The 20,944-nt window shown below is 64.7% G+C and carries 18 protein-coding genes; 14 read left to right on the top strand and 4 right to left on the bottom strand.

Translation table 11 applies throughout. The annotated features are described in order from the left end of the window. The first annotated feature begins 88 nt into the window (after nt 1-88). The 9 genes from U5782_RS16295 to U5782_RS16255 all read left to right on the top strand — a co-directional run bounded on the left by U5782_RS16295 (nt 89) and on the right by U5782_RS16255 (nt 10,733). A complete protein-coding gene (locus U5782_RS16295; RefSeq protein ID WP_322044877.1) occupies nt 89-1,240 on the top strand; it encodes a branched-chain amino acid ABC transporter substrate-binding protein in 1,152 nt (383 codons plus the stop codon). Nucleotides 1,241-1,325: 85 nt separating this feature from the next. Beyond that, nucleotides 1,326-2,294, top strand: coding sequence for a 4-hydroxyproline epimerase (locus U5782_RS16290; RefSeq protein ID WP_322044959.1), 969 nt, complete (start codon nt 1,326-1,328; stop codon nt 2,292-2,294). Further along, entirely contained in the window at nt 2,276-3,457 is a 1,182-nt protein-coding gene (locus U5782_RS16285; RefSeq protein WP_322044876.1) for an FAD-dependent oxidoreductase, read from the top strand. Before U5782_RS16290 ends, U5782_RS16285 begins: the two co-directional genes overlap by 19 nt. After that, nucleotides 3,450-3,716, top strand: a complete 267-nt coding sequence (locus tag U5782_RS16280) for a 2Fe-2S iron-sulfur cluster-binding protein (protein WP_322044875.1) — start codon at nt 3,450-3,452, stop codon at nt 3,714-3,716. Before U5782_RS16285 ends, U5782_RS16280 begins: the two co-directional genes overlap by 8 nt. Then, entirely contained in the window at nt 3,713-4,981 is a 1,269-nt protein-coding gene (locus U5782_RS16275) for an FAD-dependent oxidoreductase (protein WP_322044874.1), read from the top strand. The genes U5782_RS16280 and U5782_RS16275 overlap by 4 nt, the downstream gene beginning before the upstream one ends. Before the next feature lie 119 nt (nt 4,982-5,100). Next, entirely contained in the window at nt 5,101-5,877 is a 777-nt protein-coding gene (locus tag U5782_RS16270; RefSeq protein WP_322044873.1) for an AraC family transcriptional regulator, read from the top strand. A 514-nt stretch (nt 5,878-6,391) separates the two neighbouring features. Next, nucleotides 6,392-8,026, top strand: coding sequence for an APC family permease (locus U5782_RS16265; RefSeq protein WP_322044872.1), 1,635 nt, complete (start codon nt 6,392-6,394; stop codon nt 8,024-8,026). Nucleotides 8,027-8,125: 99 nt separating this feature from the next. Further along, on the top strand, nt 8,126-9,706 hold the full coding sequence (locus U5782_RS16260) for an aldehyde dehydrogenase (NADP(+)) (RefSeq protein ID WP_322044871.1): 1,581 nt from the start codon (nt 8,126-8,128) through the stop codon (nt 9,704-9,706). A gap of 4 nt (nt 9,707-9,710) precedes the next feature. Beyond that, a complete protein-coding gene (locus U5782_RS16255; RefSeq protein ID WP_322044870.1) occupies nt 9,711-10,733 on the top strand; it encodes an Ldh family oxidoreductase in 1,023 nt (340 codons plus the stop codon). A gap of 63 nt (nt 10,734-10,796) precedes the next feature. On the opposite strand, the gene U5782_RS16250 is transcribed toward U5782_RS16255, so the two are convergent. Then, nucleotides 10,797-11,504, bottom strand: coding sequence for an SDR family NAD(P)-dependent oxidoreductase (locus U5782_RS16250; protein WP_322044869.1), 708 nt, complete (start codon nt 11,502-11,504; stop codon nt 10,797-10,799). Nucleotides 11,505-11,736: 232 nt separating this feature from the next. On the opposite strand from U5782_RS16250, the gene U5782_RS16245 reads away from it, so the two are divergent. Continuing rightward, a complete protein-coding gene (locus U5782_RS16245; RefSeq protein WP_322044868.1) occupies nt 11,737-12,324 on the top strand; it encodes an XRE family transcriptional regulator in 588 nt (195 codons plus the stop codon). Continuing rightward, entirely contained in the window at nt 12,321-12,851 is a 531-nt protein-coding gene (locus U5782_RS16240) for an N-acetyltransferase family protein (protein WP_322044867.1), read from the top strand. The genes U5782_RS16245 and U5782_RS16240 overlap by 4 nt, the downstream gene beginning before the upstream one ends. A 129-nt stretch (nt 12,852-12,980) precedes the next feature. Here U5782_RS16240 and U5782_RS16235 read toward each other — a convergent pair whose 3' ends face one another. Next, nucleotides 12,981-13,733, bottom strand: a complete 753-nt coding sequence (locus U5782_RS16235; RefSeq protein WP_322044866.1) for a helix-turn-helix domain-containing protein — start codon at nt 13,731-13,733, stop codon at nt 12,981-12,983. Between the two features lie 176 nt (nt 13,734-13,909). Between U5782_RS16235 and U5782_RS16230 the strand changes: the two genes are divergently transcribed. Both U5782_RS16230 and U5782_RS16225 read left to right on the top strand, forming a co-directional pair. Continuing rightward, the gene (locus U5782_RS16230; RefSeq protein WP_322044865.1) at nt 13,910-15,832 is read left to right on the top strand and encodes an MFS transporter; all 1,923 of its coding nucleotides are present in this window, start codon (nt 13,910-13,912) and stop codon (nt 15,830-15,832) included. 166 nt (nt 15,833-15,998) lie between these two features. Further along, entirely contained in the window at nt 15,999-16,547 is a 549-nt protein-coding gene (locus U5782_RS16225; protein ID WP_322044864.1) for a YbhB/YbcL family Raf kinase inhibitor-like protein, read from the top strand. Nucleotides 16,548-16,597: 50 nt separating this feature from the next. Here the strand turns inward: U5782_RS16225 and U5782_RS16220 are convergent, their stop codons facing one another. Together U5782_RS16220 and U5782_RS16215 are read right to left on the bottom strand one after the other, a co-directional pair. Next, a complete protein-coding gene (locus tag U5782_RS16220) occupies nt 16,598-17,218 on the bottom strand; it encodes a glycine zipper 2TM domain-containing protein (protein WP_322044863.1) in 621 nt (206 codons plus the stop codon). Between the two features lie 185 nt (nt 17,219-17,403). Beyond that, nucleotides 17,404-19,155, bottom strand: a complete 1,752-nt coding sequence (locus U5782_RS16215; RefSeq protein WP_322044862.1) for a response regulator transcription factor — start codon at nt 19,153-19,155, stop codon at nt 17,404-17,406. A gap of 204 nt (nt 19,156-19,359) precedes the next feature. Here U5782_RS16215 and U5782_RS16210 point away from each other — a divergent pair, with 204 nt between their 5' ends. Next, complete coding sequence (locus U5782_RS16210) at nt 19,360-20,937, top strand: sensor domain-containing diguanylate cyclase (protein ID WP_322044861.1); 1,578 nt, start codon at nt 19,360-19,362, stop codon at nt 20,935-20,937. Nucleotides 20,938-20,944 lie beyond the last annotated feature (7 nt).

Here is a 20,944-nt window from a genome sequence, read left to right as displayed (position 1 = left end):
GGTCAAGCCGGAAAGCGAAAGGCGAGTGCCCGAAAGATCCGTAAGGATACGGGTAACGGGGTCATCAACTATCAAGGAGCACGAAATAATGAAATTTCAGAGGACGGCTATTTCCAGCGCGTTGGCTTTGGGCGTAGCCCTGGCTGGCGCACCCTGCTCCTATGCGGCGTCGCCGGTGGAAATCAAGATCGGTTTCGCGGCTCCACTCACAGGCGGCCAGGCCCATTACGGTGCGGATTTCCGTAGCGGCGTGCAGCTAGCGATCGAAGACATGAACGGGACGAATCCAGTTATCGGCGGCAAGCCGGTGCATTTCGTTCTCGACGCCCAGGATGACCAGGCCGATCCCCGCACGGGCACGACGGTCGCGCAAAAGCTGGTGGACGATGGCGTGGTTGCGGTGATCGGTCATTACAACTCGGGCACGAGTATTCCGGCCGCGCCGATCTACGCGAAAGCGGGCACGCCTGAAATCGCAATGGCGACGTCGCCGACCTATACGCGCCTTGGCCTTCCCACGACGTTCCGTCTCCTGACGTCGGATACGCAGCTAGGCGGCGTGCTGGGCGATTACGCCGTCAAGGGCCTCAAGTTCAAGCGCCTCGCGATCGTCGACGATCGCACGGCCTATGGGCAAGGCGTAGCAGAGGAGTTCACCAAGGCCGCGAAGGCTGCGGGCGCAACGATCGTCGACGAGGAATATACGAGCGACAAGGCCGTGGATTTCCGCGCGATTCTCACGAAGATCAAGGCCGCGAATCCCGACGCGGTCTTTTACGGCGGCGCCGACACCCAGGCCGCGCCGATGCTCAAACAGATGCGCTCGCTGGCGATCAAGTCGGTGCTGATCGGCCCCGACATGCTTCAGTCCGACAATCTCATCAAGGTGGCAGGCGAGGCGTCGGAGGGCACGCTGGCCGCGTCAGAAGGCAGCCCGCTTGCACAGATGCCGGGCGGCAAGGCCTTTGGCGAGCGTTACGCCAAGCGCTTCAACCAGCCGGTCGAGTTGTACGCGCCCTATGCCTATGACGGCACGATGGCGGTGTTCAACGCGATGAAGAAAGCCGACTCCACCGACCCCCACGTCTTTCTGAGCGCGCTGAAGGCGACGAACATGAAGGGCGTCACCACCAGCGAGCTGGCCTACGACCAGTACGGCGACCTGAAATATGGCGGCGTGACCGTGTACAAGGTCGTGGGCGGCGCGTGGAAGCCGTTGCAGACCGTGGGTACGAAGTAACGCGGCGACAACACCGCGTGCTATGCAGAAATCGTCATCGCGGCGGGGCCGTTCGAACAAGACGGCCGCGCGCACGATGCCTACGATTGTCGACATGAACACCGTTATCGTTATCGACTCCCATACCGGCGGCGAGCCCACGCGGCTCGTCGTTGAAGGCGGCCCTGATCTGGGCCGCGGCCCGCTCGCTGAGCGGCTCGACATTTTCCGCCGCGATTTCGATCATGTGCGTGCGGGCGTAGTCAATGAACCGCGCGGCTCCGATGTGATGGTCGGCGCGCTGCTTTGCGAACCTCACGATCCCACCTGCTCGGCGGGCGTGATCTTTTTCAATAACGTGGGATTTCTCGGCATGTGCGGGCACGGCACGATCGGACTGATCGTGTCGCTCGCGCACATGGGGCGTATCGCCGCGGGCGTGCATCGCATCGAAACGCCGGTGGGCGTTGTCGAGGCCGAACTGCACGACGATGGCAGCGTGACCGTGCGCAATGTGCCCGCCTACCGCTATCGCACAGATGTGCCGCTCGACGTGCCGGGCCTTGGCCGTGTGCATGGCGATATCGCGTGGGGCGGCAACTGGTTCTTCCTCGTTGCCGATCACGGTCAGACGCTGGAATTCGCCAACGTCGAAACGTTGACGGAGGCTTCCTGGGCGATCCGCGCCGCGCTCGAAGCGCAAGGCATCACCGGCGACGGCGGCGCTCACATCGACCATATCGAACTGTTCGCAGACTCCACCGTGCCGGGTCTCGACAGCCGCAACTTCGTGCTGTGCCCGGGCAAGGCCTACGACCGCTCGCCGTGCGGCACGGGCACGAGCGCGAAAATCGCGTGCCTCGCCGCTGACGGCGTGCTTGCACCGGGCGCGACGTGGCGCCAGGAAAGCATTATCGGCAGCGTGTTCGAGGCGAGCTACGAGCCGCTCGACGACACGAGCGAGGCGGGGCGGCGCTGCGTGCGCCCGAGCATTCGCGGCACGGCCCACGTGAGCGCAGAAGCGAAGCTGATTTTCGCCGCCGACGATCCTTTCGCATGGGGCATTCGCGCGTGAGCCAGCCGCTTCATTCGAGTCCCGACGTGATCGTGGTGGGCGCGGGCATCGTCGGCGCCGCTTGCGCGCACGAACTGGCCCAGCAGGGCGCCAGCGTGCTCGTACTCGATCGTGCGGGCGTGGGCGGCGGTGTGACGGCGGCCGGCATGGGCCATCTCGTGCTGATGGACGATAGCCCGGCCGAGTTCGCCCTGTCGGCCTGGTCGCGCGATCTGTGGCTCGAACTCGCGCCGCGTCTGGGGCCGCGCGAAGCGTTTGTGCGTTGCGGCACGCTCTGGGTCGCGGTGGACGACGAGGAATACGCACTCGCGCAAACGCGTCAGGAGGCGCTGGAGCGCGCTGGCGTGGCCTGCTCCTTGCTGGATGCCCAGCAGGTGCGAGAAGCCGAGCCTGCGCTGCGTGAAGGCCTGCGCGGCGGCATGGTGCTGCCCGACGACGCCGTGGTCTATGCGCCCGCCGTGGCGGCATGGTTGCTCGCCCAGCCGGTGAAAGGGCGTGTGACGTGCAGGCTCGATACGCAGGTCGCGCGCGTGGATCGCCAGGGCGTCGTGCTGGCCAATGGCGAAACGCTCGCGGCGGGCGCGGTGCTGCTGGCCAACGGTCTGCAAGCCGCCGATCTGCTGCCCGGCTTGCCGATGCAGGCAAAAAAAGGCCATCTGCTGATTACCGATCGCTACCCCGGCACGATCCGGCATCAGATTCTGGAACTCGGCTATATCAAGAGCGCGCACAACGCGAGCGGCACGTCGGTGGCATTCAACGTGCAGCCGCGCCCGACGGGCCAGATCCTGATCGGCTCATCGCGCCAGTTCGACAACTTCGATCCCGCCATCGAGCCCGCGATTCTCGCGCGCATGCTGCGCCGCGCCGCGGAGTATTTGCCCGAATTGCCGTCGCTCAATGCCATTCGTGCGTGGACCGGCTTTCGCCCCGCCACCAGCGATGGTTTGCCGTTGATCGGCGCAGCGGAGCCATTTGTGCAGGACTCCTGCCACCGCTCGACGTGGCTCGCGACCGGGCACGAAGGCCTGGGCGTGACGACCGCGCTCGCCACGGGCAAGCTGATCGCCGCGCAGATGCTGGATCTGGGCGATGTGCTGCCGATCGACCCGGCGCCATACCAGCCCGCTCGCTTTGAGAAGACAGGAGTCAGTCATGCCTGACATGGTGACGCTCAACGTGGATGGACGCAGCGTGCAGGTCGCGCGCGGCAGCTCAGTCGTCGCGGCCATCGCGCTCGCGACGGGGGCGGCAGGCGTGGTGACGCGCGAGTCCGTTAGCGGCGCGCAACGCGGACCGCTCTGTGGCATGGGCGTGTGCCAGGAATGCCGCGTGACGATAGACGGCGTGCGCCATCGGCTCGCTTGTCAGACGCTTTGCGCGCCTGGCATGATTATCACGACGGCGAGGTCCGCGTCATGAATTTCGATATCCTGATTATTGGTGCAGGACCGGCTGGTTTGAATGCGGCAAGCGTGGCGGCGCAAGCGGGCGCGAGAGTCGGTATCGTCGACGACAACGCGCTGCCTGGCGGCCAGATCTGGCGACAAGGGCCGCAGTACCGCGCGAAAGGTCGCGCACACGATGCCATCGAAGCGATGCAACGGTTGGCGAACGTGACGTATCTCAGCGACACGCGTGTGGTGCAGGCGGTGGGCGCGGGTCAACTGCTCGTCGAAGACGCTTCGCGAGGCTATACGATCGACTACGGCAAGCTCATCGTCGCCGCTGGTGCAAGAGAACGCTTTCTACCGTATCCGGGTTGGACGCTGCCAGGCGTGACAGGCGCGGGCGGTTTGCAGGCGCTCGTCAAGGGCGGCATGCCGGTGCGCGGCGAGCGCATTGTCATCGCGGGGACAGGGCCGCTTTTATGGGCGGCGGCGGTGACCGCGCGCGAACAGGGTGCACGTGTCATGGCCATCGTCGAGCAGGCCTCGCCGCGTGCGGTCCGGCAGTTCGCGGCGTCGCTCGTGCACACGCCCGCGAAGCTCGCGCAGGCCGCGCGTATGCGCTTCGATCTGCGCGCGACGCCGTATCTGTGTGGCGCGCATGTGAGCGCCGCGTCGGGCGACGGGAAGCTTTCGCAGGTCACGATCAGGCAGGGCGAAAAGCTCACGCATATCGACTGTGATCGGCTGGCGTGCGCCTATGGTCTCGTGCCCAACACGACCTTGGGCGCGGCGCTGGGCTGTCGCATCGACGAAACGCAGAGCGGGCTCGCCATCGTCGTGGACGATATGCAGGCCACCACGCAGGTGGGCATCTATGCAGCCGGAGAATGCACGGGTGTGGGCGGTATGGAATTGTCTGCGCTCGAAGGGCGCATTGCGGCACATGCGGCGCTTGGCGACGTTGCGCAAGCGCGTGCGCGCTTTGCGCAGCGCGAGCGTTATCGCCGGTTTGCTGCGCGGATGCACACGGCGTTCGCACTCGATCCGCAATTGCGTAGTCTGGCCGCGCCGGACACGGTGATATGCCGCTGCGAAGATGTCCGCTTTGCCGATGCCGCGCAGCATCGCAACTGGCGCGATGCGAAACTGCACACGCGCTGCGGCATGGGGCCATGCCAGGGCAAGATCTGCGGTGAAGCGGCGGCGTTCTGTCTGGGATGGGCGCGCAATGGTCCGCGTCCGCCGTTCTCGCCAGCCCGCATCGGCACGTTGATGGAGGCGCGCACGCAAGCTTGAAATGGTGCGAAGGGATGGCAGACGGGCGGTGCAACGGCATCGCCCGTATTTCTTTGCAGGTGGGCAAGCGGCGGCGGCAAAGGCATAATCGACCGGATTCCGACTCGCGACGCTTTGCCATGCACGACCTGCTCCTGCCCGCTGTCAGCGGAAACACGACGCTGCCGCAGATGGTGGCGCATTTCTCCTTGCTGGAACCGCTCTTCGACGCCATGCCGGACGTGGTGTTCTTCGTGAAGGATCACGAGGCGCGCTATGTGATCGTCAATGCGACGCTCGCGGCGCGCTGCGGTTGCAAGGATCGTCGCGCACTGCTCGGCAAGACGGCCGCGGAGGTCTTTCCTTCGCGTTTCGGCCGCATTTACATGGAGCAGGACGAAGCGGTCGTGCGCGATAACAGCCGCCTGATCGATCAACTCGAACTGCATCTTTATCCGGGGCGCCAGCCCGGCTGGTGCCTGACGTCCAAAGTCCCTCTGCAGGACACGCAAGGGCGCGTGCTGGGCGTTGCCGGCATCTCGCGCGACCTGCGGGCGGCGGAGGGTACGCACCCCGCGTATCAGCGCGTGGCCAGCGCGGCGAAATATATCCAGGAAAATTACGCGCAGCCGCTCAAGCTCTCGAATCTCGCCGCGCTGATCGATATGTCGGTGGCGCAGGTCGAGCGCTACTTTCACAAGGTCTTTCATTTGACGCCGCGCCAGATGCTGCTGAAAACGCGTCTTGATGCAGCATCCGAACTGCTTGCCGGCGACCTGAGCATCACCGACATCGCGACACGTTGCGGCTACAACGACCACAGCGCATTCACGCGTCAGTTCAAGGCGACCGTGGGGCTCACCCCGAGTCAATATCGCGCGCTGCTGCACCCGCAAGCGGCGCCATCCGATCAATAACGCGTCGACACGGCACACGACGTTCTCGCTCGATTCAGGCGCGAATATCTAAGTGTTGTCCCCGATAGCGCTTGAGCATGTCATCTGTATCCGCGTAGCCGTGGCTGCGATTGTGCTGATTTCGTCATACCCGGGCGCGAAAGCTCTCAAGCCTTGAGGAATCTGGATAGCGATACTTCTTCGCATCGCCGCCGATCTGGCGCGACGTATTCAACGAAGGAGATTGGCACTGTGAGCCGTAACGTTATCCACTCTGGCGGAGTGAGCCCCGCCGAGCCACCTCGTGCAATCCGCCGATACGACGTCACCCCGGCGCAGGTGAAGCGCTCGCACGCGTAGAGGCCCGCGCGGGACCCGATCCCGGGCCGCGTACGCAGCACACCGCACCTGCGTACGTCCATTGCGCCCATCGCGCGTATCACACACTAGCGCCTCCTTATTCACGTTTCGCGCCTGCACCCCGATGCGGCAGCGCAACGCGCACGCGCTCATTCCTCAAACAGGAGACTCGACAATGTCCAGTCAAGGCAATCTGCATCGCTCACTGCCCGTTGGCGACGCCGCGCCGGCCGCCTACGGGCAGGCCGGCGAAGGCCGCTTCAAGAAGCAACTGTCGCTCACTGACCTCACGTTCATCGGCCTGGGCGCCATTTTCGGTTCGGGCTGGTTGTTCGCCGCGAGCCATGTGTCGGCCATCGCCGGCCCGGCCGGGATCGTCTCCTGGTTGATCGGCGGCTTTGCGGTGTTGCTGCTCGGCATCGTCTATTGCGAACTGGGTGCGGCGTTGCCGCGTGCGGGCGGCGTGGTGCGCTATCCCGTCTATTCGCACGGGCCGTTGCTCGGCTATCTGATGGGTTTCGTCACGCTGATTGCGTTCTCCAGCCTGATCGCCATTGAGGTCGTCGCCGCGCGCCAGTATGCGGCCGCGTGGTTTCCCATGCTGAGCAAGCCCGGTTCCGGCAACCCGACTGTGATGGGCTGGTTCGTTCAGTTCGCGTTGCTGTGCGTGTTTTTCCGATTGAATTATTCGAGCGTGAAGACTTTCGCACGCGCCAATAATCTCATCAGCATTTTCAAGTTCATCGTGCCGCTCTCGGTGATCGGCGTGCTGTTCACGTTTTTCAAGCCGGCCAATCTCACCGTGCACGGTTTCGCGCCATTCGGTCTTTCCGGTATTGAAATGGCGGTGTCCGCAGGCGGCATCATCTTCGCGTACCTCGGTCTCACGCCGATCATTTCGGTCGCGAGCGAAGTGCGCAATCCGCAGCGCACGATTCCCATCGCGCTGATTCTCTCGGTGTTGCTCTCGACGCTGATTTACGTGCTGCTGCAACTGGCCTTCATCGGCAGTATTCCGACCGATATGCTCAAGAGCGGCTGGGACGGCGTGAGCAAGGCGTTTTCGCTGCCCTACCGCGATATTGCGCTTGCGCTGGGCGTGGGCTGGCTCGCCTATATGGTGGTGGCGGACGCAGCCATTTCGCCGAGTGGCTGCGGCAATATCTATATGAACGCCACGCCCCGCGTGGTCTACGCATGGGCGAAAACGGGCACCTTCTTTCGCGTATTCACGCGCGTCGATGCGGCCTCGGGCATTCCGCGTCCGGCCATGTGGCTGACCTTCGCGCTGGCTGTGTTCTGGACGCTGCCGTTTCCTTCGTGGGAAACGCTCATCAATGTGGTGTCGGCGGCGCTCGTGCTGAGCTATGCCGTCGCGCCGATCTCGGTCGCCGCGCTGCGCCGCAACGCGCCCGATATGGACCGGCCGTTTCGCGTGGGCGCTTTCGGCATCCTCGGGCCGGTGTCCTTCGTTATCGCGGCGCTGATTGTGTACTGGTCGGGCTGGAGTACGGTGTCCTGGTTGTTGGGACTCCAGATTGTCATGTTCGTGATCTATCTCGCGGCGGGCCGTTTCGTGCCGACGCGCGAACTGAGTCTCGCGGAACAGGTGCGCTCGTCGCTGTGGCTGATCGCGTTCTACGCCGTGATGATCGTGCTGTCGTGGCAGGGCAGCTTTGGCGGTAACGGCACGCTCGCGCATCCTTACGACACGATTGTGGTCGCGCTGGCGAGCCTCTGCATCTACTACTGGGGCGCGAATACGGGCGTGCCCGCCCACAAGCTGCAACTCGACGCCGACGATCAATGAACGAATCGGCGAGCGAACCAAACGCTGATTCACTCTAGGCATTTCCATCGATTCAAAACCGGGCCTTACCGGCCCGGTTGCTTTTTTGCAGGGACAAGGATGACGATTACCGGCCAATCGCTAATCGGCGCGATGAGCGTGCGCGGCACGCAAGGCACTTTTCACGGCATCGACGCACGCACGGGCGAAGCGCTCGAACCCGCGTTCGGCGGCGCGACACAGGACGATTTGCAACGCGCCTGCGCGCTTGCAGAAGCCGCTTTCGATAGCTTCCGGGAAACGCCGCTCGAAAGCCGCGCCGTGTTTCTGGAGACGATCGGCGAGCAGATCTTGGCGATCGGCGACGCATTGATCGAGCGCTGTATGGCCGAGACGGGCCTGCCGCGTGCACGCCTCGAAGGCGAGCGCGCACGCACGGTTGGGCAACTGCGACTCTTCGCCAGCGTGCTGCGAAACGGCGATTTCGTCGATGCGCGCATCGATCCCGCGCAACCAGACCGCAAACCGATGCCGCGCGTGGATCTGCGCCTGCGTAACATCGCGATAGGACCGGTGGCCGTGTTCGGTGCGTCGAATTTTCCGTTGGCATTTTCGGTGGCGGGCGGCGATACGGCGTCTGCGCTTGCAGCGGGCTGCCCGGTGATCGTGAAGGCGCACGGCGCGCATCCTGGCACGTCCGAACTCGTGGGCCAGGCGATCCAGCGCGCCGTGCAGCAATGCGCGCTGCCCGAAGGCGTTTTCTCGCTGCTGTTCGATAGCGGCCTGTCGATTGGCCAGGCGCTGGTGGCCGATGCGCGCATCAAGGCGGTCGGTTTCACGGGTTCGCGAGCGGGCGGCGTGGCGCTCATGAAGATCGCCAACGCGCGCGAGGAACCGGTGCCTGTGTATGCGGAGATGAGTTCGATTAATCCGGTCGTTCTGCTGCCCGGCGCGCTCGGCACGCGTGGCGAGACGATCGCGCAGCAGTTTGCGGCGTCGCTTACGCTGGGCGCGGGCCAGTTCTGCACGAATCCCGGTCTCGTGCTTGCCGTGGACGGCGATGCGCTGCACGCATTCGAACAGGCTGCCAGCGCCGCGCTTGCGACTACGAATGCATCGACGATGCTCACGCCCGGCATTCACGCGAACTACGTCAAAGGTGTCGAACGCCTGGACGCCCACGCTGCTGTGGCGCGTCTCGCGAGCGGTCAGGCAGGCGGTCCGTTCGACGCGCAGGCCGCGCTTTTCGCCACCACGGCACAGGCATTTCGCGCGGATGCCGCGTTGCGTGAGGAAGTATTCGGCCCCGCGTCGCTGATCGTGCGTTGCCGCGATCTCGACGAACTGCACAGCGTGCTAAAGTCGCTCGACGGGCAATTGACGATAGCCGTGCATCTGGACCAGGACGACCGCACTGCCTGCCACGCGCTGCTGCCTACGCTCGAACGCAAGGCGGGCCGGATTCTTGCAAACGGCTTCGGCACCGGTGTGGAAGTCGGTCACGCGATGGTGCACGGCGGTCCGTTCCCGGCCACGTCGGACGCGCGCACGACTTCGGTCGGCAGTCTTGCCATCGAGCGCTTCCTGCGGCCCGTTTCGTATCAGGATCTGCCCGACGAACTGCTACCGCAAGCGCTGCTCGAGCGCAATCCGCTTTCGGTCGCGCGGCGCATCGATGGCGTCGTTCAACGCGAGGAATAGAAGGATGACTAATCAAGGCGACGCCGTTGTACTTTCGCTCGACGAGCTTTTCGCGCTGGCGCGCAAGGTGTTGGTGCATCACGGCGTCTCCGAGTCCCATGCGGATGCGATCGCGCGCGTCATCACGCAAGGCCAGCGCGACGAGTGCCATTCTCACGGCCTCTATCGCCTGCTGGGCTGCGTGCGCTCGGTGAAAAGCGGCAAGGTCGATCCGCGTGCGGAGCCTACGTTGCGCGACGTGGCGCCGGGTGTTCTCGCCGTCGACGCGCATTATGGCTTTTCGCTGCTGGCGTTCGAAACGGGCTTGCCCGTGCTCGCGGAAAAAGCCCGCACGCAAGGTCTTGCCGCGATGGCGATCAATCGATGCTTTCATTTTTCGGCGCTTTGGCCCGAAGTGGAGGCGATTGCCGCGCAAGGGCTCGTCGGCCTCGCAATGACGCCGAGCCATAGCTGGGTGGCGCCCGCGGGCGGCACGCGCGGTGTGTTCGGCACCAACCCGATTGCGTTCGCATGGCCGCGAGCCGAAGGGCATCCGTTCGTGTTCGACTTCGCGACGAGTGCGATCGCACGCGGCGATATCGAGTTGCATGCGCGCGAGGGCAAGCCGATTCCATCGGATTGGGCCATCGACGGCGCAGGGCAGCCGACCACGGACGCGCGCGCAGCGCTCGAAGGCGCGATGAAGACGTTTGGCGGGCACAAGGGATCGGCGCTCGCGGCGATGGTCGAACTGCTCGCGGGTGCGTTGATCGGCGACCTCACGAGCATGGAATCGCAGGCGTTCGACGAGGGGGCGGGCGCGAGCCCCTGTCACGGCGAACTCCTCATCGCCATCGATCCGCAACGGTTTGCCGGCGCAGACGCTTCTGGCGGCGATGCTCGCGCGGAGAGGCTTTTTGCAGCGGTGACGGAACAAGGCGCGCGTCTGCCGTCACAACGGCGCTTCGAGGCCCGGGCGCGCAGCGAACGTGACGGCGTGCGCATTCCGCAAGCGTTGTATCAGGACGTGCTGGCGCTCGTCGGCTAAGGCATTCAACACAATAGCCCTGCCGCGCGCGGCAGAGCTTTTCCCCTGACGGAACCCGCCCAATCAGTGTCCGGCGCTCTGACCGCCGTCCACGTGCAGAATTTCGCCCGTTACAAACGAGGCCGAATCCAGATAGAGAATCGCATCGACGATCTCGCTCATCTCGCCCATGCGCCCCAACGGATGCAGCGCGCCGAGCGCCGCGTGCGTTTCGGGCGCATGCATGGGCGACTTGATGACGCCCGGCGAAACGGCATTCGCGCGGATGCCTGCCGCGGCGTATTCGATCGCGAGCGATTTCGTTGCGGCATTCAGGCCGCCCTTCGTGAGCGATGCGAGCACGGAAGGCACATTATGGTTGGCCTGATCGACGAGGCTCGTCGTGATGCTGACGATGTGGCCACTACGCTGCTTTTGCATCTGCTCGACAGCCAGTTGCGTGACGTAGAAGAAGCCGTTGAGATTGACGTTCGTGATCGCCGCATAGTCCTGTGAGGTGTACTGCGTGAACGGCTTGGCGACGAAGATGCCCGCGTTGTTGACGAGCGTATCCACACGACCAAAGCGTTCGATGGCGGTCTCGACCACGCGGCGCGCGGTGGCCGGGTCGCCGATATCGCCCGCGACAGTCACGAGATCCGGCTCGCTTGACGGGGCGATCGTGCGTGACGTGGCGACCACGCGATGACCTTGTGCGCGAAACGCCTTGACGGTTTCCGCGCCAATGCCTTGCGACGCGCCGGTGACGATGATGACTTTCGATGTGTTCATGATTTGCCTCGCTGGGTTTGGATGCCGGTCGGCTTCGGTTTGCTTTCCGGTCGAATCGAAGCGATCCGATGGATGCAGACTGTAGGCGTGTCGGCCCGGGATTCGAACACCCACCGTGGACCATGAGTTTTGCGTCGCGAGAACAAATGAACGCCAGCGAGTTGCCCGTTGCGCACGGGCGGCGAGGCCCAATTTCCATTGCGTTGGAATAAAAATCCAGTATACTGGATTGATGAATGTCGAAGCCCTACTCGCCAAGCGCGTGCGCGACCTGCGCAAGGCGCATGGTCACACCCTGGACGATCTGGCCGAGGCCAGTGGCGTGAGCCGTTCGACGATCTCGCTCATCGAGCGTCAGGAGATCAGCCCCACGGCCGTCGTGCTCAACAAGCTGGCCGATGCGCTCGGCGTGACGATGGCCACGCTTTTCTCAGACGAATCGGAAGGCCGCACTGAGGAGCCGCTCGCGCGCCGCGCGCAGCAGCAGACCTGGAAAGACCCGGCCACGGGTTATCTGCGCAGGCACGTGTCGCCGGTGGGCTTTGCCTCGCCGCTCGAACTGGTCGAAGTGAGTTTTCCGCCAGGGGAGAGCGTGACGTTCGACAACGTCACGCGCCATGTGGCGACCCATCAGCAGGTCTGGGTGCTCGAAGGCGAGATGGCCATCAGCGTGGGCGAGACGGTTTGGCACCTGAAAGAGGGCGACTGCCTTGCGATGGTGCTCGATCAGCAGATTGTTTTTCGCAACCCGGGTCGCAGGCACGCGCGCTATGCACTGGCGTTGACCACCGTTCCAATGACACAGAGGATAACGAAATGAGCGACCACACTATCGTGCCTTGCACGCACGAGCGTCATGCGGACGCGATCCTGGCGATCTTCAACGACGCGATCGTCAACTCGACCGCGCTGTACGACTACAAGGCGCGCGACGCGCAAAGCATGGTCAACTGGTTCAACGCCAAACGCGCCGGCAATTTCCCGGTCATCGGCGTGGAGGACGAAAATGGCACGCTGCTGGCTTTCGGCAGCTATGGCACGTTTCGCGCATGGCCGGCTTATAAGTACTCGGTCGAGCATTCCGTCTATGTGCACAAGGACCATCGCGGGCAAGGTCTCGGACGCGTGATCATGGAAGCGCTGATCGCCGCCGCCCGCGAAAACAACGTGCACGCCATGCTGGGCGGCATCGACGCAACCAATGCGGGCAGTATCGCGTTGCATGAGCGGCTGGGGTTCAAGCACGTCGGCACGCTGCCTGAAGTGGGTTTCAAGTTCGGCCGCTGGCTCGACCTCGCGTTCTATCAGTTGCTGCTCGAAACGCCGTTGAATCCGGTCGACGGCTGACTTTCTGCGTCAGGCAGCGATTGCTGCCTGTCCAATGGCTGACGCCCCGCGATGGGGCGTGCCTTTTCAGCCACTCATTCATGCGCCCATATTGCTTGCGCGCGCATCGAATCGAATAAGACCCAACCGCTATCGTTCTTGATCGGCAGCCGTACGTCGTAGTTCGGCAAACATCCGCGGCTCCCATTCCCGCGTGCCGATCAGCAGGCCCGTGCCGCGCCGGTGCGTGAGCGGCGCCGACGCCGACTCATCGTGCAAGGCCGCGAACTTGCTGCGCAACCGGCGCAGTTCCACCGACAGTTCCGCGCGCGCCGCTTCCGTGAGCATGCCTTGTGTGAATTCGAGCGATTCGCCCGCGCCGCCAAAGCTGTCGTCGAGAAAATCACCAAGCCCTCGCGCCTTGAAATACTGCCGGATCGGCCCGCCCGGAATCCAGTCGAAGTCGCGCGCCACCAGCAGGCGAATGCGGTCGCCGGGCAGCAATGCGATCAGACCCATGCGATCGAGCGCGAGCAACAGCTTGAGACATTGCGCCCGCGTGATGGTGTAGGTCGCCACGATATCGGCCGCCGACCAGTGGTTGAGCGCGCAAACGGTGACCAGCAACAGGCGTTCGTTCGACACGAGCTGGGCTTCCTGCGCCTGGCTGAGGATGCGCAGTTGCGGGACCGTGGCCGCGGCCTCCTGCGCCAGTTCGGCGAGGGTGAAGCCAATCAGTCCACAAATCTCCTCCAGCCGGTCGAGCGTGAACCGTCCCTTCGAAAAGAGCCGCTTCACGCTGGGCTCGGATACGCGCAGCGCCTGCGCAACGTCGCGATAGGTGAGTCGCCGTGCGCGCAGTTGCCGCTTCAGCGTTTCGACCAGTTGGGCGGTTTCGCTCATCGGAAAGTATTGAAAATTGATACTGAGGGTCAGTCAGAGCGGACTCTAGCACGGAAATGAGCGTCATTTGATCCTCGTCGGCATACTCGCATCGTCTCCTGGCCGGGCGCGAGATTTCGATGTCAAGCTGCACCGCGCGTCCCCGATCGATCATCCACGAAGCTCACGAGCCTCACATGACCTCTACCGAATCCCGCGAACGCCATGATGAACGGCCTGCCTCGCAGTTCACCCTGTTGCGCGAGCGCCGCTTCGCGCCGTTCTTCTGGACGCAGTTCCTTGGCGCGCTCAACGACAACGCGTTCAAGATCGGCTTCACGTCGCTCGTGACTTACGAAGCGTCCAGTTTCGCGGGCGTCGATCCAAAGACCGCGGCCTTCGTCATTCCCGCGCTGTTCGTATTGCCGTTCGTGCTGTTCTCCGCAACGTCGGGCCAGCTTGCCGACCGCTTCGACAAGGCCGTGCTCACACGCTTCGTCAAGAGCTTCGAGATCGTCGCGATGTTGATTGGCGGCGTGGGCTTCATCTTGCATAGCGCGCCGTTGCTGTACCTCTGCACCTTGCTCATGGGCTTGCATTCGACCTTGTTCGGGCCGGTGAAATACGCGTATCTGCCGCAGCATCTCGCGGATGGGGAACTGGTGGGCGGCAACGGCCTCGTGGAAATGGGCACCTTCGTGGCCATCCTCGCGGGCACCGTGGCCGGCGGCGCGGCAGCCGCTGCGGGCACGCACGGCGCGGTGCTGCTTGCAGGTCTGTGCGTGGCGCTCGCGCTCGTGGGGCGCATCGTATCGGCGCGCGTGCCGGCGTCGCCCGCACCGCAGCCCGATCTGCGCATCAACTGGAATCCCATCAGCGAGACGTGGCGCAATCTGAAAGTCGCGCGCGAAGATCGCACGGTGTTTCTGAGCCTGCTTGGCATTTCGTGGCTCTGGTTCGTGGGCGCGACCTTGCTCTCGTCGTTCTTCGGCTTCGCCAAGGACGTGCTCAGCGCGAACCCCGATGTCGTGACCGTGTTGCTGGCTACGTTTTCCGCAGGTATCGGCATGGGGTCGCTGTTGTGCGAACGGCTCTCGCGCGGGCGCATCGAAATCGGTCTCGTGCCGCTCGGCTCGATCGGCATGAGTGTGTTTGCCATCGACCTGTTCTTCGCGAGCCATGCACTGCCCGCTCACACGCATCTGCAATCGGTGAGCGAGTTCATGGCGGCGTCTGCGCATTGGCGCGTGCTTGCCGACCTGTTCCTGCTGGCGATGTTCGGCGGCTTCTATAGCGTGCCGCTCTACGCGCTGATCCAGAGCCGCAGCAAGGCGACGCATCGCGCACGCATCATCGCCGCGAACAATATTCTCAATGCGCTGTTCATGATTGCTTCGGCGCTGATGGGTGTGGCGCTCGGCGCGGCGGGAGTCAGCATTCCGGGGCTTTTTCTCGTGACAGGGCTGCTGAATATCGTCATTGCCTTGTATATCTACTCGCTGGTGCCTGAATTCATGCTGCGTTTCATCGCGTGGGTGCTGGTGCATACGTTTTATCGCATCCGTCTTGTCGATACGCAGCGCATCCCGCCAACGGGCGCTGCCGTGCTCGTCTGCAATCACGTGAGTTTCGTCGATGCGATCGTCATCATGGCCGAAAGCCCGCGTCCGATCCGCTTTGTCATGGACCACCGCATCTTCCGCTCGCGACTGGCAGGCTGGCTGTTTCGCCACGTCAAGGCGATTCCGATTGCCCCCGCGCATGAAGACGCTGCGTTGCTGGAGGCCGCGTATGCACGCTGCGCGCAGGCACTCCTGGATGGTGAACTGGTCTGCGTTTTTCCGGAGGGCAAGCTCACCCGTACCGGCGAGATGAATACGTTTCGCCACGGCGTGACCGAGATCCTGCGTCGTGTACCCGTGCCGGTCGTGCCGATGGCGCTGTGTGGCCTGTGGGGCAGCGTGTTCTCGCGCGATGAGCAGGCGCGCGTGCCGCGTCCGTTGCGTCGTGGTGCGATGAGCCGGCTGACGCTGGCGGTAGGCGAGCCACTGACGCCCGCCGAAGCCTCGCCGCAACGGCTTCAGGAAATCGTCCATGCGCTGCGCAGTGCGCAGTCCTGATCATTTGTGCGCAGAGTCCAGAGGCTCATGGTGCCCGCGACAGGCCATTCGTGTGGATCTAATCCGAGGCGGGTACGCGCGATACCAGTACGCTTGCTAGCCTTGTTAGGGAAGTGAATCGTCGCAAGAATGTCCGTTCTTTCCCGGCTCTTTGGCGATATTCACCATGAAGAAACTCAAGCTTTGTTGCACACTCTGTGCTGCGTTGATCGCCACCGGCTCAGCCCGGGCGAGCGGCTTCGCGATCGAAAGCGTGGAACTCACCGGCGGCTCATTCGACAACGCCCAGGTATCGAATGGCTTCGGATGTCACGGACAGAACCTTTCGCCCGCGATACGTTGGACGGGGGCGCCGAAGGGAACGCAAAGTTACCTTCTCACGATGTTCGATGCCGACGCACCGACCGGATCGGGATTCTGGCATTGGGTCGTGACCGATATACCCGCGTCGGTGAGCGGTGTTGGGCAAGGTGCTGGCAATGACGCGTCGGAGTTGCCCGCGGGAGCCGTCTTGATGAAGAACGATACGGGGCATGCCGCGTATCTCGGACCTTGCCCGCCGCAAGGCGAGACGCATCGCTACGTCATATCGCTCACGGCGCTGAAGGTAGCGAGGCTTCCGGTCGACCACGACGCCACGCCGGCCGTCGTCGGCTTTACTGCCCACTATCAGGCATTGGCGAAAGCGACGACGACGGTGCGATTCGGACGCTAGTTTCGGCAACGGCGTCGACGACCATCGTGCGGCGACGCGTGCCGATACGTTCAATAGCGCGAAAGCTGGCTTCCATTGACCTGCACGCGATCACCGGGATGCAGATCGCCGGGCGTCGGCACGTCGAAGGCGCGCGTGGAGCCGTCGCTCAATTGCACGTCGATGCGATAGCCTGCGGGCGCGCCCATTTGCTGGCCGAGCTGGTTACCCGCGTAGGCGCCGCCGAGCGCACCGATCACGGTCGCGGCGTCGCGGCCATGCCCACGGCCCACCTGGTTGCCGAGCACACCGCCCACCAGTGCGCCGACGACCGTGCCGGCCATGCCCGAAGCACCCGTGGCGCTGCTGACCGGGTGGATCGCGGTGATGGTGCCGTACTGTGCGCCGTATTGATTCGATTGCGGCGTGTTGTATTGCCCGCTGTACTGGCCGCCATTTTGCGTGTCGTACGGCTGCTGTTGCGGGGGCGGCGGCGGGACATAGGCCGGCTGCACCGTGGCGGGCTGCGCGTAGGCGGGCTGGCTGTACGCCTGGCCTTGATACCCCTGTTGCGCGCCGTATGACGAATAGCCCGGCCCATAGCCGGGTGCGACGCAGGCGGACAGCGAAACGGCGGAGGCGGCGACGAGCGCGGCGGTCAGGACGGAACGGGTAGAGAGCATGAGCATCACGGTGTTTTCTGCGGCGCTGCACGCGTGCTGCGTGGCGGGCCGTTTGTCGGTTTGATGCGGCGGAGTATAAGGAAAGCCCGTCCAGCCGTCCGCTCCGCGCGGGTAACAACGTGTAAAGTCTGTTGCCGAGGTTGCGCCGCCCCGCGCGCGCCGTTCAGAACCGCGTCATCAATCCCATCCATTGATCAGCCGGGCTCGTCCTGGCTGCGCTGAAACTGCCCCTTGAGCACGATGCGGCTGCGCGGGCCGTCTTCGATGCTGTCGAGCGATGCGCCCATCTTTTCCGCAATCTTCCTGCACGCGGGCATGAGCCAGCCGTTGCGCTCGCGCGTGCGCGGCCTCGGCTTCGCGCCGGGCGGGACCGCGTCGAACACGAGTTGCAGGTCGAGCAGGCCGCGCGTGCGCGCCGAGGTGCTCAACGCGATCGTGACGAGCCGCGTGCGCGACGCGCCGCCGAGCGCCGCCTCGATCAGCAGACCGAGCAAATCGTCGAAGGCCTGGCGATCCATCAACGCGGGGCGCGCGGCCGAACGTGGTGTCGCGATGTCCAGGTCGATCTGCGCCTGGGCATGGCGTGCGCGCGCTTCGTCGATGGCGGCGCGCACGAGATCGGCAGGCACGCTGCGTTCGAGCCGGCCTGCCGACGTATCGTCCTGCACGCGCACGAGCATGGCGAGCCGGTTCAAGGTCGCGCGCAGCGACTCGACGGCTGCGCCGGCTTCGCTGGCGGCGGCGCTCGTGCGCGCCGTCTCATGCTGTCGCGCGATCAACGCGCCGAGCCGTTCGACTTCGGGCGCGAGCGTCTGCACGAAATGATGCAGCAGGCCGTCCTTCTGGCGCGCGCTGAGTTCGGCGCTCGCGAGCTTGTCGCGTAGCGCGACGAACGCCTGCTCCTGATCCGTGACGTTGAGGCTGCCGCATAGCATCGCCTCGATCGTGCCGCCGTCGCGCAGTGGCGCGCCCCAATGCAGCGCGGCGACGACGCCGTTCGCGCCGTCGAGCATGATTTCGCGTCGATACGCCGTGCCGTGGCGCACCGCATCGGCAAACGTGCGCTGAAGTTCGCGGGCCTGATCGAGCGACGCGCCCAGCAGTCTGGCGTGCTCGATGAAGTCGGTGCCCACGAGCCATTGCGCGCGATCGCCCAGCGCCTCCTGACTGTAGCGGTTCAACAGCACCACCCGGCCTTCGCAGTCGCGCACGCTCACATGAAAGGGCAGCGCGTCGAAGACAAAGCGCGCGAGTCCTTTTTCACGGTCGATCGCGGGGTTGTCGCGCGCGGGCGCGAATGTGTGGCTTGTGCGTGGCGTATCCGCTTCGCTACGCCGGACGATCTCCGCGAGTTCGACCACCGAGGTCGCATTGAGCTTTTGCAGCAGGCGGCGTTTGTAGGTGCTCACCGTGCTTTCGCTGAGCGCGAGTTCAGCGGCGATGTGGCGCAGGCGTTCGCCCTTCACGAGGTACGAGAGCACGAGCCGCTCGCGCGCGGAGAGCGCGTCGAGTTGCGCGGCTTCGGAGGCCGCCGTGTTGTGCGCGGGGGCGATGCCATCGTCCGTTACGGGGAACCAGCTGCGCCCGCGCCGCACCGCGTCGAGCGCCGCAGTCAGTTCGGATAACTCACCTTGTTTGCTGACGAACGCCGTGGCGCCTGCCTGGGCGGCGAGACCGGTCCAATGCGCGCTATCGAGCGCCGAAAGCACGACGAAGCGCGTCGCGGGCAATTCACGGCGGATGCGCCCGATCGCCTCGAGCCCGGAAAGACGGCGCATGCGCAGGCCGAGAATCACGATATCGGGCCGCTGTTGCAGCACGCGTTGCACGGCGCTCAGACCATCGGCGGCTTCCGCGAGCACACGATAGCCGGCGCGCTCCACCAGCAGGCGCACGGCCTGGCGCGTGACGGTCTGGCTTTCGGCAATGACGACACTCGTGCTCATCGGCCTCCCCATGCGCGGCGTCGGCCCGCGCGATCCGTTGCGAGTGTAGCGCGTGTAGCGATTTCTCTACACGAGTATCGCGATTCCGCGATAGGCCGCGCTGAGCCGTCCATTCATAATGGAAGAGGACTTCTGGGTGAGGGCACCGTGGTGGCGTTCCGTCCGCGTAATGTGCCGCTTGCCCCGGAGTACAAGGAGAAAATCATGACCCCCCGAAGTGTTGTTGCGCCATTCGTGTCGGTGGGCCGCCTGTTGCGGCGCTGGTCGACGCGCCTGCTGGCCGCCCTCGACGCGCATCCCAATCTCATCTCGGTTGCGGGCGTGTTGTGCGCCGTCGTGGTGCTGGCGGGCACGGTTGCCACGCTCACCGCCGATCGCGCGGGCCGCGTCGAGCGCGCGCAGGAGCACGCGCAGAGCGTGGCGAACGTCGTCGCGATCGGCATCAGCGCCAATATGAACGTCTACGATGCGCTGCTTGGCGAGATGGCCGATGAAGCCCACAACCCCGCCACGCCGCTCATGACCGACAACGTTCGCGAACGTATCCGTTTCGGTCAGGCGATCTCGCATCAACTGCTCGACGATGCGTTCATCGTCGGTGCAGACGGGACGCTGGACGTACCGCTCGACAACCCGGCGGCGGCGCGGGTCGACCTGCACGACCGCGACTACTTCCAGGCGTTTGCGCATGGCCGCTCGCAAGGGCTCTATGTTTCGCAACCGTTTGAGTCGCGCATCCGCGACGGGCATCGCTCGGTCGCGCTCGCGCGCAGTGTCGCGGGTCCGGGCGAGGCGTTCGAGGGCGTGGCCGTGCTGGTCGTGCGGCTCGATAGTCTCCAGCGCTTCATCGGCAGTTTTGAAACGCGCGATGTAGATGCCGTGCGCGTCGTACGCGACGATGGCCTCGTGCTGGCGCAAGCCCGCCGTCCCAGCGACACGGACGATTCCGCTGAAGCGACAGCCCTCGCCGTGCAGGACCCTGCGGACGAGGCGATCGCGCGCCTCGACGCAGCCAGCGAGACGGGTCGCACGGCCCATGTCAGAGGCACCTCCCTTGCCGTGGTTGCGACGCCCTCGACGGAGCAGACGCTGCACAGCTGGCGGCGCCAGGCGTTCTGGCAGGGAGCCTTGGGGATTGCCTTCGCGCTTACCCTGGCGGTTGGCTCGATGGGACTGGAGAGCGCCCTGCGCTCGCGCAACCAGGCACTGGAGCAACTGCGCGAGATGTCGCTCACCGATGGCCTCACGGGTCTGTTCAATCGCCGCGCGCTGGACACGCGCCTCGACGAGGAATGGCGCCGCGCAGTCCGCAAGCATTACCCGTTTTCCATCCTGTTTATCGACATCGACCGGTTCAAGCTCTTCAACGACGAGTACGGTCATGCGGTGGGCGATGAAGTGCTGCGCAGCGTGGCCCAATGTGTGGGCGCGCACGCACGGCGCGCGCAGGACATGGCCGCGCGCTACGGCGGCGAGGAATTCGCCGTGGTGTTGCCCGATACCGATGCGCAAGAAGCCGCGCGCATCGCCGAAGCGATCCGTCACGCGGTGCAGGCATTGCGCATCGCGCATACGAAGAGCGAAGCGGGCGCGGTGACGGTCAGCGTGGGCTGTGCGAGCGTCGCGGCCGCGGCCGGTGTCGAAGGCGGCGCGGAACAACTGCTTCAGGCCGCCGACGCGCAATTGCTGCGGGCCAAGAGCAGCGGGCGCAATCGGGTGGTTGCGACGGTGCTCGATACGCCTGGCGCGGCGGCGACGCCCGAGGAGCACGCGCAAGCGTGACTCAGAT

The organism is Paraburkholderia sp. J67 (genome assembly GCF_905220265.1).
In the GTDB taxonomy this organism is placed as follows: Bacteria; Pseudomonadota; Gammaproteobacteria; order Burkholderiales; family Burkholderiaceae; genus Paraburkholderia.
The sequence above is the reverse complement of the archived record's forward strand: the minus strand, read 5'-3'. Positions and strand labels throughout refer to the sequence as shown.

Excerpts from the sequence above, each read along its gene's own strand:
- U5782_RS16280 (WP_322044875.1), top strand. The coding sequence starts at position 3,450 with ATGCCTGACATGGTGACGCTCAACGTGGATGGACGCAGCGTGCAGGTC.
- U5782_RS16210 (WP_322044861.1), top strand. The coding sequence starts at position 19,360 with ATGACCCCCCGAAGTGTTGTTGCGCCATTCGTGTCGGTGGGCCGCCTG.
- U5782_RS16275 (WP_322044874.1), top strand. The coding sequence starts at position 3,713 with ATGAATTTCGATATCCTGATTATTGGTGCAGGACCGGCTGGTTTGAAT.
- U5782_RS16255 (WP_322044870.1), top strand. The coding sequence starts at position 9,711 with ATGACTAATCAAGGCGACGCCGTTGTACTTTCGCTCGACGAGCTTTTC.
- U5782_RS16285 (WP_322044876.1), top strand. The coding sequence starts at position 2,276 with ATGGGGCATTCGCGCGTGAGCCAGCCGCTTCATTCGAGTCCCGACGTG.
- U5782_RS16250 (WP_322044869.1), bottom strand. The coding sequence starts at position 11,504 with ATGAACACATCGAAAGTCATCATCGTCACCGGCGCGTCGCAAGGCATT.
- U5782_RS16245 (WP_322044868.1), top strand. The coding sequence starts at position 11,737 with ATGAATGTCGAAGCCCTACTCGCCAAGCGCGTGCGCGACCTGCGCAAG.
- U5782_RS16225 (WP_322044864.1), top strand. The coding sequence starts at position 15,999 with ATGAAGAAACTCAAGCTTTGTTGCACACTCTGTGCTGCGTTGATCGCC.
- U5782_RS16265 (WP_322044872.1), top strand. The coding sequence starts at position 6,392 with ATGTCCAGTCAAGGCAATCTGCATCGCTCACTGCCCGTTGGCGACGCC.
- U5782_RS16240 (WP_322044867.1), top strand. The coding sequence starts at position 12,321 with ATGAGCGACCACACTATCGTGCCTTGCACGCACGAGCGTCATGCGGAC.
- U5782_RS16295 (WP_322044877.1), top strand. The coding sequence starts at position 89 with ATGAAATTTCAGAGGACGGCTATTTCCAGCGCGTTGGCTTTGGGCGTA.
- U5782_RS16215 (WP_322044862.1), bottom strand. The coding sequence starts at position 19,155 with ATGAGCACGAGTGTCGTCATTGCCGAAAGCCAGACCGTCACGCGCCAG.
- U5782_RS16230 (WP_322044865.1), top strand. The coding sequence starts at position 13,910 with ATGACCTCTACCGAATCCCGCGAACGCCATGATGAACGGCCTGCCTCG.
- U5782_RS16235 (WP_322044866.1), bottom strand. The coding sequence starts at position 13,733 with ATGAGCGAAACCGCCCAACTGGTCGAAACGCTGAAGCGGCAACTGCGC.
- U5782_RS16270 (WP_322044873.1), top strand. The coding sequence starts at position 5,101 with ATGCACGACCTGCTCCTGCCCGCTGTCAGCGGAAACACGACGCTGCCG.
- U5782_RS16260 (WP_322044871.1), top strand. The coding sequence starts at position 8,126 with ATGACGATTACCGGCCAATCGCTAATCGGCGCGATGAGCGTGCGCGGC.